The 15,342-nt window shown below is 61.9% G+C and carries 13 protein-coding genes; 8 read left to right on the top strand and 5 right to left on the bottom strand.

Going from position 1 to position 15,342, the window contains the following annotated elements; genetic code table 11:
* Window positions 1-36: 36 nt before the first annotated feature.
* Genes VLA65_RS03495 through VLA65_RS03480 form a run of 4 tightly spaced genes read right to left on the bottom strand, consistent with a single transcriptional unit; the run spans window position 37 to window position 3,810 of the window.
* Window positions 37-1,170 carry an FAD-dependent oxidoreductase gene (locus VLA65_RS03495; RefSeq protein WP_306963902.1) on the bottom strand — a complete coding sequence of 378 codons (1,134 nt, stop codon included), beginning with the start codon at window positions 1,168-1,170 and terminating at the stop codon, window positions 37-39.
* 3 nt (window positions 1,171-1,173) lie between these two features.
* A complete protein-coding gene (locus tag VLA65_RS03490) occupies window positions 1,174-1,941 on the bottom strand; it encodes an amino acid ABC transporter ATP-binding protein (protein WP_332601811.1) in 768 nt (255 codons plus the stop codon).
* Entirely contained in the window at window positions 1,938-2,870 is a 933-nt protein-coding gene (locus tag VLA65_RS03485) for an amino acid ABC transporter permease (RefSeq protein WP_284989410.1), read from the bottom strand. Before VLA65_RS03485 ends, VLA65_RS03490 begins: the two co-directional genes overlap by 4 nt.
* A gap of 13 nt (window positions 2,871-2,883) precedes the next feature.
* Window positions 2,884-3,810 carry an ABC transporter substrate-binding protein gene (locus tag VLA65_RS03480; RefSeq protein ID WP_284989411.1) on the bottom strand — a complete coding sequence of 309 codons (927 nt, stop codon included), beginning with the start codon at window positions 3,808-3,810 and terminating at the stop codon, window positions 2,884-2,886.
* Window positions 3,811-4,148: 338 nt separating this feature from the next.
* Between VLA65_RS03480 and VLA65_RS03475 the strand changes: the two genes are divergently transcribed.
* The 6 genes from VLA65_RS03475 to VLA65_RS03450 are packed head-to-tail and all read left to right on the top strand — an operon-like array spanning window position 4,149 to window position 10,856.
* On the top strand, window positions 4,149-4,823 hold the full coding sequence (locus tag VLA65_RS03475) for a haloacid dehalogenase type II (protein ID WP_306963898.1): 675 nt from the start codon (window positions 4,149-4,151) through the stop codon (window positions 4,821-4,823).
* A 27-nt stretch (window positions 4,824-4,850) separates the two neighbouring features.
* The gene (locus tag VLA65_RS03470) at window positions 4,851-6,128 is read left to right on the top strand and encodes an NAD(P)/FAD-dependent oxidoreductase (RefSeq protein WP_284989413.1); all 1,278 of its coding nucleotides are present in this window, start codon (window positions 4,851-4,853) and stop codon (window positions 6,126-6,128) included.
* Between the two features lie 17 nt (window positions 6,129-6,145).
* Window positions 6,146-7,693, top strand: coding sequence for an aldehyde dehydrogenase family protein (locus VLA65_RS03465; RefSeq protein ID WP_332601810.1), 1,548 nt, complete (start codon window positions 6,146-6,148; stop codon window positions 7,691-7,693).
* Window positions 7,690-8,808 carry a tartrate dehydrogenase gene (locus VLA65_RS03460; protein WP_332601809.1) on the top strand — a complete coding sequence of 373 codons (1,119 nt, stop codon included), beginning with the start codon at window positions 7,690-7,692 and terminating at the stop codon, window positions 8,806-8,808. The genes VLA65_RS03465 and VLA65_RS03460 overlap by 4 nt, the downstream gene beginning before the upstream one ends.
* Window positions 8,805-9,785, top strand: a complete 981-nt coding sequence (locus tag VLA65_RS03455; protein ID WP_332601808.1) for a D-2-hydroxyacid dehydrogenase — start codon at window positions 8,805-8,807, stop codon at window positions 9,783-9,785. Before VLA65_RS03460 ends, VLA65_RS03455 begins: the two co-directional genes overlap by 4 nt.
* A 27-nt stretch (window positions 9,786-9,812) precedes the next feature.
* A complete protein-coding gene (locus VLA65_RS03450) occupies window positions 9,813-10,856 on the top strand; it encodes an NAD(P)-dependent alcohol dehydrogenase (protein ID WP_306963893.1) in 1,044 nt (347 codons plus the stop codon).
* Between the two features lie 85 nt (window positions 10,857-10,941).
* Here VLA65_RS03450 and VLA65_RS03445 read toward each other — a convergent pair whose 3' ends face one another.
* Entirely contained in the window at window positions 10,942-13,098 is a 2,157-nt protein-coding gene (locus VLA65_RS03445; protein WP_332601807.1) for an amylo-alpha-1,6-glucosidase, read from the bottom strand.
* A 253-nt stretch (window positions 13,099-13,351) separates the two neighbouring features.
* Between VLA65_RS03445 and VLA65_RS03440 the strand changes: the two genes are divergently transcribed.
* Both VLA65_RS03440 and VLA65_RS03435 read left to right on the top strand, forming a co-directional pair.
* On the top strand, window positions 13,352-13,705 hold the full coding sequence (locus VLA65_RS03440) for a cupin domain-containing protein (protein ID WP_332601806.1): 354 nt from the start codon (window positions 13,352-13,354) through the stop codon (window positions 13,703-13,705).
* A 230-nt stretch (window positions 13,706-13,935) separates the two neighbouring features.
* Window positions 13,936-15,099: a CopD family protein gene (locus VLA65_RS03435; RefSeq protein WP_332601805.1), complete on the top strand. Its 1,164-nt coding sequence runs from the start codon at window positions 13,936-13,938 to the stop codon at window positions 15,097-15,099.
* Window positions 15,100-15,342: the final 243 nt, after the last annotated feature.

Raw genomic sequence — 15,342 nt, 5'->3', positions numbered from 1 at the left:
GATCCGGAGTTCACCTAGCGAACCCATAAGAAGCGCCTAAATCTTTTCGAACCTGTGGGGCCGAACGAAGTCCAGCCCGTCAAAGTAGCGCTTGCCAAGGGCTTCGCTGGCTGCGATCTCTCCGTATCCGGACGCCATTTTGAATCCGGCACCGGAGAATCCAGTTGCGGCGTAGATCCTGCTGGAATTGTCGAGGAAGCCCAGCAAAGGCTGGAAGTCCGCGGTGTAGAGGTCCGGGAACGCGTCCGAGCGAACGATGTTAGGAAAAAGGCCAGGGAAGAACTCACGTACCGTCTCGGTTGTTTCCGCGATCTCCGCCGCGGTGAGGTCCCTCGGCACTGAGTCAGCCGCCGGTGTCGGCGCACCGCGACCATCCAAGGTGGCTTTTACCGTCACTCCGTCGACGCTCGGCGCGCCGTACATGGAGCGGTCTCCGGAAATCCTGATGAAGACGGGGAACCGCTCCGGGGAGAATTCCGCCGCGTCTCTAGCCACGAACCAGGACAGGAATATCCGCCGTGTCTCGGTTGCCGCTTTCAGATATTCGGGCATGAGCTTTTGGGACCAGCCGCCGGACGCGACGATCACGTTTTCGAAGGTCCACGATTCGTCGCCCGCGGTGACGACCACGCCGTCGTCAGTTTCCTGGATGCTGTCGATCGATGTGTCGGTGACCACTGTTGCCCCGTTTGCTTGTGCAGCGGCAACTGCCGCCGTCACCGCACGGTCAGTGCGCAGGGCGCCGGCATGCGGATCGAACACGGCGCAGTCATCAGGCCGAAGGTTGTGCTGCGGATACCGTTCCGCCATGGCGTCTCGACTCAAGATCTCATGCTCGGCCCCGTTGACCCGGGTCGTTTCGAGTAGGGCGGCGATGTAAGGGCCATCAACCGTCCCGATAGATAGCCCGCCGCAGCGCGTCAGAATGTCCTGCCCTGATTCCGCCTCGAGTTCGGCCCAGAGGCGCCGGGAACGCTGCAGGATGGGGTAGTAGTCGGGTATTCCGCGATAGAGCATGCGGAAGAGTCGGGTGTCCCCTCCTACCGCGCTTCGGGCGTGGCCGGGTGATTGGGCTTCAAACCCGACGACGGAATCGGTCAAGCGGGATGCCTGCCATAGGGCCATGCTGCCGATGCTGCCCAGGCCGATTACGGCCAGTTTTCCGTCCATGGCTTAGAGCACCTGCTTCAGGAAGGCTTGCGTTCGGCGTTCCTTCGGGTTGGCAAGGACTTCCCTCGGGGCGCCGCGTTCGACGATGACGCCTTCGTCCATGAAGAGCAAGGTGTCCGATACCTCCCGGGCGAAGCCCATCTCATGGGTCACGACCACCATCGTCATGCCCTTCTTGGCCAGGTCCTGCATGACGGCGAGGACTTCGCCCACCTTTTCGGGGTCCAAAGCGCTGGTGGGTTCATCGAACAACATGATTTCCGGATCCATGGCCAGGGACCGTGCGATGGCTACGCGTTGCTGTTGTCCACCGGAGAGCTGGGCCGGATAGCGGTCGCCGAAAGCGCCGAGGCCGACGCTCGCCAGCAACTCCTGGGCTCGCTCGGCCGCCTGCTTCTTGTGGGTACCTTTGACCAGGACGGGACCGGACATGACATTTTCCTGGGCCGTCATGTTGGGAAAGAGGTTGAACTGCTGGAAAACCATGCCCACCCTGGTGCGCTGCGCGGCGACTTTCTTCGGGCTCAAGGCGTAGTAGGCGGTGTCGGTCTCGTAGTATCCGAAGTCTTCACCATTTACCTTGAGGACCCCCGAGTCGACCGTCTCGAGACCGTTGATGCAGCGCAGGAGGGTGGATTTCCCGGAGCCGGACGGGCCGATGATGCAGCAGACTTCGCCGCAGGCGATGTCAAGGTCAATGTTCTGCAGCACGGTCTTGTAGCCAAAGGACTTGCGGATTCCGCGGGCGTGAATGGTGCCGTCGTTACTCATCGGGCAACACCTTCCGGTTCTGTCAGCACAATCTTCTTGGCCTTCCGGGGAAGGCTGGAGGTTGCGCGGGAGTATCTCTTCTCGAGCAGGGATTGCGGATAGCTCAGCAGCAGCGTCATCACGAGGTACCACAGGCTGGCGACGATCAGCAGCGGGATGGTCTCGTAGGTGCGGGCGTAGATCAGTTGTGCGCTCTGGAGGAGCTCTGCGACGCCCAGCACGCTGACGAGGGATGTTTCCTTGAACATGCCGATGAATTGGTTGCCGGTGGCGGGAATGATCGAGGGCATGGCCTGGGGGATGATGACCTTGCGCATCTTCGTTGCGCCGCTCATGCCGAGCGAGTCGGCGGCCTCGATCTGGCCTTTGCCGACGGCCGAGAAACCGCCGCGAATGATCTCCGCCATGTACGCGGCCTGGTTGAGGCTAAGCCCGATCAGAGCCGCTGTGATCGGCCCCATGACCGCGTTCACGTCCACAGCCGTGCTGATGTTGGTGAACGGGATGCCGATTGTCAGGTTCGGGTAGAGCGCCGCGATGTTGAACCAGAAGATCAGCTGCACCAGGACCGGCGTTCCACGGAACAACGTGATGTAGACACCCGCCGTGAGGGCGACCGGCTTAATCCGGGAGGATCTCATGATCGCCAGCCCGAGGCCCAGGAGGGTGCCCAGGAACATGCTGGCGACGGTGAGGAAAATCGTGAGCATTAGCCCATTGATGATCGTTTCGTAGGTGAAGTACTTGGCGACCACATCCCACTTGAAATTGGGGTTGGTCGATACGGAGACGAGGACGCCCGCGCCGATCAGGCCGCACACCACCCAAGCCACGTATTCGAAGACGCCCCGCCGCCGCAGCCTGGGCTTGAGCGCCGGATCGGTCCTATCTATCTTGTTCCCGCTTCCGTGACTGATGGTTTGCACCATGGGAGTAACCCTCCTAGTTGAGCTTCGCATCCGTGATGGCACCCGATTCGAGGCCCCAGTTCGAGAGCGACTGTTTGTACTCCGGGCTGTTCAGGACCGATTGGACGGCAGCCTGGAGCGCGGGGGTCAGTGGCGAGCCCTTCTTAAGGCCGACTGACGTCAGGTCGCTGGCGCCGACGTTAATCTGGGGGGTGAGGAGAGTGAACATGCCCGGCTGCTGCTTCCCGGCCCATGCGAGGGAGGTGGTGTCGTAAAGGATGCCGTCGATGCGCTTGGACGCCAGCTGGGTCAGCGCCTCCTGGACGTTGGGAAGCGTCACGGAGTTGATGGCTGGCTGCCCTTTGGAGGTGCAGGTTTGCTCAGAGAGGGCCGGGAGGCGCTTCAGCTGGCCCGTCGAGCCGGCCGTGACGGCAATGTTCTTGCCGCACAGGGTTTCATTGGTGAGCTTGAGTGGATTGCCTGCACTCACTGCAATTGAATTGCCGTCTTTGAAGTAGTCGATCATGTCCAGGACCTTCAGCCGCTCGGGCGTGGGGGACATCGTGGTGATAGTGAAGTCGTAGCGGCCACCGTCAATGCCGGGAATGATGGTGTCAAACACAGTGTTCTCAAACTTCAGCTTCAGCCCGAGCTTCTTGGCCACCAAGCGGGCAATATCCGGATTCAGGCCGATAGGGGTCTTGTTGTCGTCCGAGAGAAAGGTGGTGGGCGGGTAGTGAAGGTCCATTGCGACCGTCAGCTCGCCCTTGTCCTTATAGGACTGCGGCAGCAGCTTGACCGCGGCTGCATCAGGCTGGACGGCCTGGGAAATATCGGTGGTGTTTGAGGTCTTGGAGCTGTCCGGTGCCGGGGCACTCGTGGCGGTGCTTCCGCAGGCGGTCAGCGCGAGCAGTACGGCCAGTGCTGCCGTTGCAGTTTGTGCCTTGGTTCGAGTCTTCATAATGCTTCCCTTCGAAGGGGTAGTCAGTTCGGGGTTGTCACCGGGAGGGGGAGGAATGTGATCTGGATCTCTCCGCCGTCTAATGCAATGCAACTTCATCAAAAGTAGATTGTCAACAATTTACAGCAACTTTTTTTGAATTGAGGGCTGGAGCGACCAGGGCCGTCTCTTCTGATTGAACTGTTGACAATTTACAATTTTGGAGCCTAGGGTCGAGTTATCGGGCAGGATCTTCCAGCCTGCCGGGGACCCGTTCCCCGCTCACCGCGCGCTTCCCGAAACCTCCAATACGCAGGCACGGCGCCGCTTCCACTTCCTGACAAAGAACGGAACCGAACATGGCAGACACCAACTTCCGGCCGAAGTACATCTCCTTTGATATCTACGGCACGCTGATCAACTGGGATACCGATTCCACTACCCGCCGCCTGCTGGATGGCCGCCTGCCTGAAGAGCAGTGGCCTGCGTTCAAAAAGGTGTTCCGCGGGTACCGCTTCGACGAGGTTCTTGGCGACTACAAGCCCTACGAGCAGATCCTTCAAGGCTCTTTCGACCGCGTGTGCAAGTACTTTGGCATTGGTCCGACCCCGGGCGCGGGCGCAGTGTTCGCCGACGCGATACGCAGCTTTGGTGCCCACGATGACGTGCCGGCCCCGCTGAAGCTCATGGGCGACAACTACAAGCTGGTGGCTTTGTCCAACGCGGACGACAGCTTCCTGGAGATCAGCATTCCCAAGCTCGGCGCAAACTTCCACGCCGTGCTGACCGCTGAGCAGGCCCAGGCTTACAAGCCGCGCTACCAGGCGTTCGAGTACATGCTCGATACCCTGAACGCCAAGCCCGAGGACTTCCTTCACATCTCCTCGCACACCCGCTACGACGTGCACCCGATGCACGACATGGGCTTCCGCAACCTCTGGCTGTTGGACCGTGGCTATGACCCCATTGGCCCGGGCTACGACCTCAACGTTGCCAAGTCCCTGGACGAGATCAACGAGCACCTCGGTCTCTAGACCGACTTCGAGGCGAAAGGCCATTCCGTGAAACTCATTCCTTACTGGCTGGACACAGCCGAACCATCCGGCGACTATCGCAGCACGCCAGTGCCGGAAAATGTCGACGTGGCGATTATCGGGGCCGGCTTCACCGGCCTATCCGCCGCGCTGGAGTTCGCACAGCAGGGCGCCAGCGTCGCGGTCCTCGAACGCCACACTGTGGGCTGGGGTGCGTCCGGCCGAAACGGAGGAATGGCGACCACGGGTTTGGCCATCGGCTTCAGCACCGCAGTCAAGCGCTATGGCGAGGACCGGGCCGTGGAATACTTCCGCGAGTACAACGACGCCATCGACAGCATCGAGAAGCTGGTCCATGACTATGCCATCGACTGTGACTTCAACCGCTTTGGCAAGCTCTCGTTGGCCTACCACGAGTCGCATAACGCGGGCTTCCGGAAGTCCCAGGAGCTGCTGGCCAAGCTCGTGGACCACCATGTCACGCTGATTCCGAAGTCCGAGATCCACAGCGAGATCGGCACCGACTTCTATCAAGGCGCCATGATGGATCCCCTGGGCGCCGGGCTCCACGTGGGCAAGTTCGTTCACGGCCTCGCCGGGGCCGCAGCCAACGCCGGAGCCCAGATCTGCGAGAATGCGGGCGTGACCGAGCTCAAGAAGGTCAGCGGAACGGTCCACGACGTACACACCACCCGCGGCATCACCCGGGCCAAGCAGGTTCTGGTCGCCACAAGCGGTTACACAGGCAATGTCACACCGTGGCTTCAGCGCCGCGTGATTCCGGTGGGCAGCTTCATCATTGTCACCGAGCCCTTGCCGGAGGACGTGGTGAACCGCATCCTTCCGCACAGGCGGCAGGCATCGGACAGCAAGATGCTGACGTACTACTTCCGGATCACCCCGGACAACAGGCTCCTTTTCGGCGGACGTGCTCGATTTGCGCTGTCCAGCCCGGATTCGGACGTCAAGAGCGGCGAGATCCTGCACAAGGCGATGACTGAGCTCTTCCCGTACCTTGCCAACGTGAAGGTGGACTACACCTGGGGCGGCTTGGTGGACCTCTCCATGGACCAGATGGTCCACGCCGGCGTGCACGATGGCCTGTTCTACTCGCTCTGCTACAGCGGCCACGGCGTGCAAATGGCCGCCCACATGGGCAAGAAGATGGCCCATTACATGGCCGGTGACAAGCAGGCGAACGTGTGGGAAGACCTTAAGAACCCGCCCGTGCCCGGCCACTTCGGCCCGCCGTGGTTCCTGCCCTTCATTGGCGGAGCCGCGAAGATTATCGACCGATTCAGCTAGGCAAGAGAAGGTTTCCTATGAGTTCGTCAACAACCGTCGCTGAAGCGTGCCCAAAAACAGCGGAAGAAACGGCCTACAGGCGGGCAAGCATCGCCGCACTTCCGGGTGGCGCATTCCTGGAAGGCCGTTGGGAGAGAGCCGAGATGATCCTGGAGGTCCGGGATCCCGAAGACGGTGTCCTCCTGGGAAATGTGTGTTCCTCGACCCCACAGGATGTACGCCGGGCCGTAGCCCACATTCATCGGCACCTGCAGGACGGTGAATGGCCCCTCCGGGCCCGCCGCGAGGCTTTGGAACGTGCGGCGGTGCTTCTGGCCGAGCAGTCTGTTCGCTTCGCGGAGCTCATTGCCGCAGAAAGCAGCAAGACCATCAACGAGGCCGAACGTGAGGTGAGCCGCTGCACCGAAACGTTGCGGCTCTCCGCTGCTGCGTCCAGCGAACTCCGTGGAGAAACCCTCGCTTTCGAGGACAGCATGGCCGGAGCAAACAAGATCGGATGGTACAACCGCAAACCGGTGGGAATCGTCGCCGCCATCACGCCCTTTAATGATCCGCTCAATCTCGTGGCACACAAGCTGGGGCCAGCGCTCATCGGAGGCAATGGCGTCGTACTTAAGCCCTCGGGCCGAACGCCGCTGACCGGCCTGGCCTTCGTCCAGCTGCTGCTCGAAGCCGGTGTCCCTGCAGGACGCATCGCGGCGATTGTCGCCGGACGTGGAGTCTCCGAGGCGATCGTGACGGACCCGCAGGTGGACCTCATTTCCTTCACCGGCGGCCCAAAGACGGCGGACCGGATCGCTGCCGCCGCAGGTGCCAAGAAGATCCTCTCGGAACTGGGCGGCAACAACGCCACGATCGTCTGCGCCGACGCTGAACCAGCGAAAGCCGCAGAGGCAATCGTTGCCGGTGCGTTCGGAGTGGCCGGCCAGAACTGCCTTTCGGTCCAGCGCGTCTACGTCCACATTTCGCTGTTCGACGAGGTCCTCGAACACGTGGTCACCGGGACCAAGGCGCTCCGCTTCGGGGCGAAGTTCGATCGCGGCACCGACGTCGGCCCCCTCATTACCGAAGCGGAGGCCCGCCGGGTGGAGGAATGGGTGGACGAGGCCAAGGCTGCGGGTGCCGCCGTGCACGTGGGCGGGCAGCGCCGCAACGCCTTCTACGAGCCCACGGTCCTCACGGACGTGCCGGCGGACTGCCGGGTCATCCGGGAGGAAGTGTTCGGTCCGGTGGTCAGCCTCATGCCGTTTATCCAGGTCTCCGACGCCATCCGCGCAGCCAACGATTCCGAGTACGGGCTGCAAGCCGGTGTGTTCACCGAATCACTTGAGCTGGCTTTGGCGATTGCCGACAAGCTGCATGTGGGCGCCGTGGTGATCAACGAGACCAGCGACGTACGGATCGACTCGATGCCCTTCGGCGGGTTCAAGAAATCCGGTGTTGGGCGTGAAGGCGTCAAGCACGCCGTCCGTGAGATGACTGAACCCAAAAGCACCATCATCAAACTGGCGGAGCCGGCCGCCGGCTGGCAACAGCTGGCGGCCGCAGAACGGAATGCTTCATGACCACCCACAAAATCGCGGTAATCGCGGGCGACGGCATCGGCAAGGAAGTTGTCCCGGCGGCCATCGAATGCCTGGAACGCATCGCCGAACTCCACTCGTTGGGACTTGAGTTCACCTATTTCGACTGGGGCTCGGACTACTACGCCGGGCACGGGCGGATGATGCCCCTTGACGGGCTCCAACAGCTGGCGGAGCACGATGCCATTTTCCTGGGTGCCGTGGGTTCCCCGGCCGTGCCGGACGCAGAGTCCCTGTGGGGTCTACTGATTCCGATCCGCCGGGAATTCCAGCAGTACATCAACCTCCGTCCGGTGAAAACGCTCGACGGCGTGAAGTCACCCCTTGCGTCCAAGGAACCGATCGATATCCTCATCGTTCGTGAAAACAACGAGGGGGAGTACTCGGAGGTTGGCGGCCGGACCTATCGCGGGCTGCCGCATGAAACCGCGGTCCAGGAAACCATTTTCACCCGCTTGGGAGTATCGCGGGCCGCGCACTACGCCGCATCGCTCGCCTCCTCGCGTAAGGGCCGGCTGACCTCGGCAACCAAGAGCAACGGCATCGTCCACACCATGCCTTTCTGGGACGAAGTGGTGGAAGAAACCACCCGCCTCTATCCCGGCGTGACGCTCACGAGCGAACTTGTGGACGCGTTGGCCGCTCACCTGGTCCTGAAACCCTGGACCTTTGATGTGATCGTTGCTTCCAACCTGCTCGGCGATATCCTTTCGGACCTGGGTAGCGCGGTCACCGGCTCCATCGGAGTTGCCCCGAGTGCCAACCTCAATCCCGAAGGTGATTTTCCGTCCCTTTTCGAACCCGTCCACGGATCAGCACCGGACATTGCGGGCAAAGGCCTGGCCAACCCTGTGGGCCAGATGTGGTCGGGAGCCATGATGCTTCAGCACCTCGGGCACCCGGAAGCCGCCGAACACCTCCAATTGGCTTTCGAGTCTGTCCTCCGGGAGGGGGGTGGCACGCGCGACGTCGGAGGACCGTCCTCGACGTCCGAGTTCACCGCCGCCGTCCTGGCCGCCATTGACGACATCGACACCATTGGCGCGATGGACGCCACGACGGGAAACACGCCGCCGGCAGCAACGGCGTCGTCATGACAGCTACGGAACGCAAGCGGCCCGTCGTCGCGGTCCTGTACCGGGAGGCTTTGCCGCCCCGGCTACAGGAGATCGAGGAGCTGGCGGATGTCCGCCTTACCAAGGCCGACGGGCTTGCTAAGGCGTTGGACGGCGCGGACGTGTTGTACCAGTGGCACTCGTTCTCACCTGCCTTGAAGGAGAACTGGGCTGCCGCCTCGTCGCTGAAGTGGGTCCATGTCTCGGCGGCAGGCGTCAGCCAGCTGCTTTTCGAGGAGTTGGTCCAAAGCGTCGTTGTCTACACGAACTCCCGGGGTGTGCTCAGCAGGGCCATCGCCGAATTTGCACTCGGGTTCGTTTTGGATTTGGCCAAGGATGCGCAGGGTTCGTTCCAGCTCCAGCAGCAACAACGCTGGCAGCACAGAACCACGCAAAAGATCCATGGCAAAAATGCGCTGGTGGTGGGCATCGGATCGATTGGACGTGAAATCGCGCGCCTGTTCCGTGCCGTAGGCATGGAGGTCAGCGGTGCCGGACGCACAAGTCGTCCCGGGGACGATGATTTCGACTGGATCTACTCTTCCCAGGACCTGCCCGGCATCGTCCATGACTACGACTATGTTGTGCTCGCCGCTCCGCTGACTGCGGAGACCAGGGGACTGATGAACATCGACGTGCTTGCGTCCATGAAACCGTCGGCGCACCTGATCAATGTCGGCCGTGGCGAACTTGTCCACACCGGCGCCCTGACTGAAGCACTGGCATCGGGCTCGATCGCCGGTGCCGCCCTCGACGTCGTGCACCCGGAGCCGTTACCCGGGGGACATGCGCTTTGGAGCATGGAGAACGTCATCATCACCCCTCACATGAGCGGTGACGCTGAAGATTATCTCGATGACCTCAGCAAGCTCTTCTTGGAGAATCTGGGACGGTTCGTCAAAAGCCAACCGTTGTTGAACGTGGTGGACAAGACCCTCGGATTTGTCCCTGTTTCCTGATCCAGAAGGCGTCTAAGGAGCCGCAACATGCCCACTATTGCCAACGCGTATATCGCCAATTCGGCTACGTCCGCACTGCAGCCCGGTCTCATTGAACGCAGCGATCCGGGTGAGTTCGACATCAGAATTGCCATCAAGTTCTGCGGCATCTGTCATTCCGACATCCACACTGCGCGAGGCGACTGGGCAAACGTCAACTTCCCGATCGTTGTAGGACACGAGATCTCCGGAATTGTTGAAGCTGTCGGAGCCAAAGTGACGCGCCACGCCGTGGGTGACCGGGTAGGTGTGGGCTGTTTCGTGGATTCATGCCGGAACTGCGTCAACTGCCTCGCAGGCGAGGAGCAACACTGCCTGTCGGGATCGACGAGTACCTACAACTCGGTGGGCCGTGACGGCCGGTCCACCGCAGGTGGCTACAGCAATAGCATCGTTGTGGACGAGAATTATGTTCTGCGGATTCCCGAGGGCATTTCGCTCGAAGCAGCCGCACCACTACTGTGTGCCGGGATAACCATGTACTCGCCCCTCCGCAATTGGGGTGCGGGCCCGGGAAAGCGGGTGGCCATTATCGGCATGGGCGGGCTCGGCCACATGGGCGTCAAGATCGCAACGGCACTGGGGGCGCAGGTGACGGTACTTAGCCAATCGCTCAGGAAGCAGGAGGACGCGCTTCGTTTCGGGGCGGCGGCCTGCCACGCGACGTCGGATCCCGCCACTTTCGCGCGCCACAAAGGCTATTTCGACCTGATCATCAATACCGTATCCGCGGACATCGATATCGATCAGTACCTTTCCTTGCTCGCCTTGAACGGCACCCTGGTCATCGTGGGGCTGCCCTCGAAACCACTAACACAACGGGCGTGGTCACTGGCGAGTTTTAGACGCAATCTGGCCGGTTCAAAGATGGGCGGCATCAGGCAGACGCAGGAAATGCTGGACTTCTGTGCCGCCCACGGGCTCGGCGCCGAGGTGGAGGTGATTCCAGCCAGCGAAATAGACGAGGCTTTTGACCGAGTCATTGACAGTGCGGTGCGGTACCGCTTTGTCATTGACGCAGCGACATTCTGATTTTCCGTAAAGGTCCTGGGTATTCCAGACGCCTGCCTCTCGGAAACCGGCGCAACTCGCCGCTCGCAGACCGAAGCCCATCGCGCTACCCTTTTCGGTGCAGGCCGGCCTGGGCCACCAGTTCGGCAAGCCATGGGCGATGCCCTCGATGAAAGACCATCCCAGGTGGAAGTCCCTGCACGGTGGGAACCGAATCTGCAATGTCGATGGTTACCCGGCCGCCCGCCATTGGCGCGTTGCTGATATGCAGGTCGCCGTAGGAAGGCGGCAGCTTCGGGTCCATCCAGAACCCGCCGCGGGAAACATGGGTGTCGTATCTCATCAGGCTCGTCACTAGTTGGATGGGTGAAGTCGCTGCCCACGCCTGGGGCGAGCATGCAGTCGGATAGGGCACAGGCTCGCTGTACTGGTCCCGGCTGAATCCGCAAAAAAGCTCCGGAAGGCGGCCATCCGAGTAGTCAGCGGCTTCAAACAGGGCGGACGCAATCCGTTGAGCCTCCTCGACGAATCCGTAGCGCATCAGGCCGGCGGCAATCACGGCATTATCGTGCGGCCAGACGGAGCCGTTGTGGTAGCTGGCAGGATTGTAGGCGCCCATGTCGCTGGCCAGGGTCCGCACGCCCCAGCCGCTGAACATCTCGGGGGACATCAACCGTTCGGCGACCAGCGGCGCTTTGTCCTCGTCGACGAGGCCGACCCAAAGGCAGTGCCCCATGTTCGAGGCGCAGGCATCCACCTGCCGTTTGTTGCCGTCCAAGGCAATGGCGTAGTACCCACGATCGGGCATCCAGAACTGCTCATTGAACCGTGCCTTCAACCGGGCAGCCCGATCGGCGAGTTCGGTCGCCAAAGCTGCGTCTCCGTCGTCGTAGGCAATCCAAGCTCGTGCCATGTATGCGTCATAGACGTAAGCCTGAACTTCGCAGAGCGCGATTGGCGGTTCTGCGAGGGTTCCGTCGGCGAAATTGATCCCGTCCCAGGAGTCCTTCCAGCCTTGGTTGATCAAACCCCGATCGTTGAGGCGCTCGTACTCGACGAAGCCGTCGCCGTCCCTGTCTCCGTAGTTCCGGATCCAGTCCAAAGCCCTGTCCGCGTGGGGGAGCAGGGCGGCGATGGTGTCCTTGGCAAAGCCCCAACGGCTGACCGAGCCTAAGACCGTCACGAAAAGCGGCGTCGCATCGATGCTGCCGTAGTAGATGGACTTGCCTCCCAGGGCCAGGCTGCTGGAGACGTCGAGCCTCACCTCGTGCAGGATCTTGCCGGGTTCCTCCTCTGTCACCGGGTCGACCACTGCCCCTTGCCGGTCCGCCAATGTCTGCAGTGTGCCAAGCGCCAAAGATGGATCAACGGACATGGCCATTTCCGAGGCCCAGAGCGAGTCCCGGCCGAACAGCGTCATGAACCATGGAGCACCGGCTGCCACGACGATCCGCTCCGGGTGGGCGGGGTCCTCGATGCGAAGGGCGCCAAGGTCGTCGTAACTCCGCCGCAGCGTCCGTTCGATGGAGTGGTTGCCCATATGGAGAACGGGAATCTTGGCCACCCATTCCTGTCTGCGGCGGTCGCTGCGTGAGAGTTCGCCGACGGCGGGGTGAACCACACTTGCCGCCGGCACCATTCCGTCATGGACTGGCGCGACAGTGAGCACCGTTCTCCATTGGCCACGCGGCGGGATGGTGGTCCGATACGTCAGCGCATCCAGGACGACATCCGCACCTTCGGACTTGATGACGACGGCCTTGCGGATGTCCTGCCAACTTGCACGGATGGTGAGTTCGTGTTCGCCCAGCTCGCGTGATTCGCTCCATTGGCGCTGGATCCGGGCTTCCTTCACCTCGAACACGTCCGCGAAATCGGAATCTACCCGGAACGAGATCAAGCATTCTGTTGGCTCCGTGGAGTGGTTGTGCACGGTGACGTGTTCCAGGATTCCAACGCCGACTTCACGAATGCGCTCAACGATAAGCGGACTGTCCCCGTATCCGTCCGACCGGATAACACGGCCCGCAAAAATGGCCCGGTAAGGCTCCTTGGTCTGGGCTGCCAGGGGCTCCAGTGACTGGCCGTTGATGGTCAGGTTCCAACGTGACAGGATGCGTGTGTCCTGGACGAATACCCCGTGCGGCGAATCCGGATGAATGTCCCCGTTGGGCAATGAGATGCAGAACGACGTACCTTCCACGAGGGTGACCGTCCCGGCGCCGAGCGGGCCGGCCGCCGTGTCAGCATTCCATCCAGCCATTGTTGGCTCCTTCAAGAACCCCTGCCAGGAACCCTCGGTCTTTCGTCAGGCGCCGTGGTCCCTGCTACATGCTCACACCGACGGTACTCCTGCGCACGCATGCGGGCCAGACCGGTCGAGGCAGGCGCCGCGCCTGGTCGGGACATTTTCCATTCAGCCCTATCGTCGATTGTTGACAATTGCTAAGGTTGAGTTTGTGCTCTTCCGAAGACGGGGGGCACTTTCGAAGGGCGCAGTCCCAAAAGGAGTAACAATGGTCAAGGCCACTGTCATGAGCGATGCAAACACAACGGACCCGGGCGAGCATAGCCCCAAGGCAACCTCCAGCACCCCGGGACAGACGGAGGTGTCGTTGCGTCTTTGGGCCCGCGAAGGGCTGAAGACGGGCATCTGGGAGGTCACTCCAGGAACGTTCGCGAGCACCCGGCCAGGCTATGACGAGATCTGCCAGATATTGAGCGGCACAGCGACCATCACGGAAGAAGACGGAAGCAGTTTCGAAGTCGGTCCGGGTTCCCAGTTCGTAACGCCTGCAGGGTGGCGGGGTACCTGGGAGATCCACGAGACCCTCCGCAAGATGTGGGTTGTGATCGATCTTCCCGCCTAGTAGCCGCGGCCTGGTCGAACGGGAAAGCGCCCCCGGGGCAGGAGCAACTGTTCCGGGGGCGCCGGCGGGCAACGCCCTTCGGCATCTGCGAGCACCACTACCAAATCCTTTGCCAACATGACTGGGTTTCATCGCCATTTGTTCGCAAAATCGTCAACTGTAGACAATATGATGTGCGTCATGAACTCTCACCTCACTGCATCTGCGATCGTCTATACCGTCCCTCCGCTTTGGCAAATGCGCCTCTATTTGGCTACTTCGTCGGCCTGTCCGCGGCCATCGGCACCACCGTGACGTACGCGGCGGTGGTACGCCCGGCGCTGCGAATACGAGGCAACGAGGGTGGCGATGTCGAGACCCTGCGTCGCCGGACTGCGACCTCCCTGGCGTGGGCCGGGGTCCTCCTGGCCGTCACCGCCTACTTCCAGCTCGCGGCATTCGTGGCCCAGTCAGGCAAGGGCGCGCCGTACGGCGATGCCTTGGAACCCGGGCAGATATGGGCTTTCATGAGCGCGCCCGCGAAGCCGGGCAACTGGGTTTCGGAAGGTACGCTCTTCCTCGTGCAGAGCCTCATCATCGTCCTGACCTCCGCCTTGCTGATCGCCCTCTTCAGCCCACGCGCACGGCGCCGGCTGGACTGGCTGGCACTGACCGCGCTGCCCTTCGCCCTGGCGGCGACGCTGATCAGGCTCGTACCAGCGGCTCCCTTCGCAACCACGGAGGCCCTGCTCAACAAGGTCTTCTTGCAAACTCACATTGTCAGCGGCTGCACGTGGCTCGGCGGTCTGGCCTTGCTCGTCGTCCTTGCTGGCACCCGTCGCAGTCTGAGCGATCGCGCCGGCCTGCTGTGGGCGGACATGTGGCGGCGTTTCGGCTTTGTCGCACTGATAAGCGTCGGAGCGGCACTGATCTCCGGCCTGTGGCTGACCTGGCAGCACATCGGCAGCATCCCGCAATTGTGGACCACGACCAACGGAGTGATCCTGCTGGTCAAGATCATTCTGGTACTGGGCATGATCACCGCCGGCGCCGTGAACTCGTTCTGGCTGATGCCACGCATCGCCCTGGCCCGTGAGGCCGACCCGACCGCCTCCCTCGTACACCTGACCCTTCGTCACTTCCCGAAGGTCGTCTGGACCGAGGTCGCCCTCGGTACAGGCGTACTGACTGCCATTACCTTCTTCAACGGGTCGGCCCGCGCCGAGGCGACGGGCCAAGGTGCCCCGCCCGTTGACCCCGGCCTCATCATCGCAGGCGCTGTCTTCGCCCTCACGCTGGCGGCTTCCCTCTACGCCTCGGCGAAGGCCTCGGATGCCCTGGCCAGACGCCGGATCGCCGCCCATGCCGCTACCGCCACGGCCCGCCCCGAAGCGGTATCCCAGGACGTAGTGTGATGCATCGGAGATTGTCAGCCATGAAGGACCAGTTGGGTACCGCGGAGGCCCTCTCGGCCGACAGGAGGAAGTAGTGGCTGGCCCTTGTGACGGACGCGGGCAGCGTAGGCATTACTGGGGGACAGCAATTGCAATCGACTCACCTTTAACTCACCTTAATGAGCGACAATCAATGACAAATCATCGCCTGTCGTTGATGGTAAAACCCCTAGAATCCGGGCGAAAATGACCAGGTCCAAGGCC

The sequence above is a fragment of the Arthrobacter sp. S2(2024) genome (assembly GCF_036662515.1).
GTDB lineage: Bacteria > Actinomycetota > Actinomycetes > Actinomycetales > Micrococcaceae > Arthrobacter.
The sequence above is the reverse complement of the archived record's forward strand: the minus strand, read 5'-3'. Positions and strand labels throughout refer to the sequence as shown.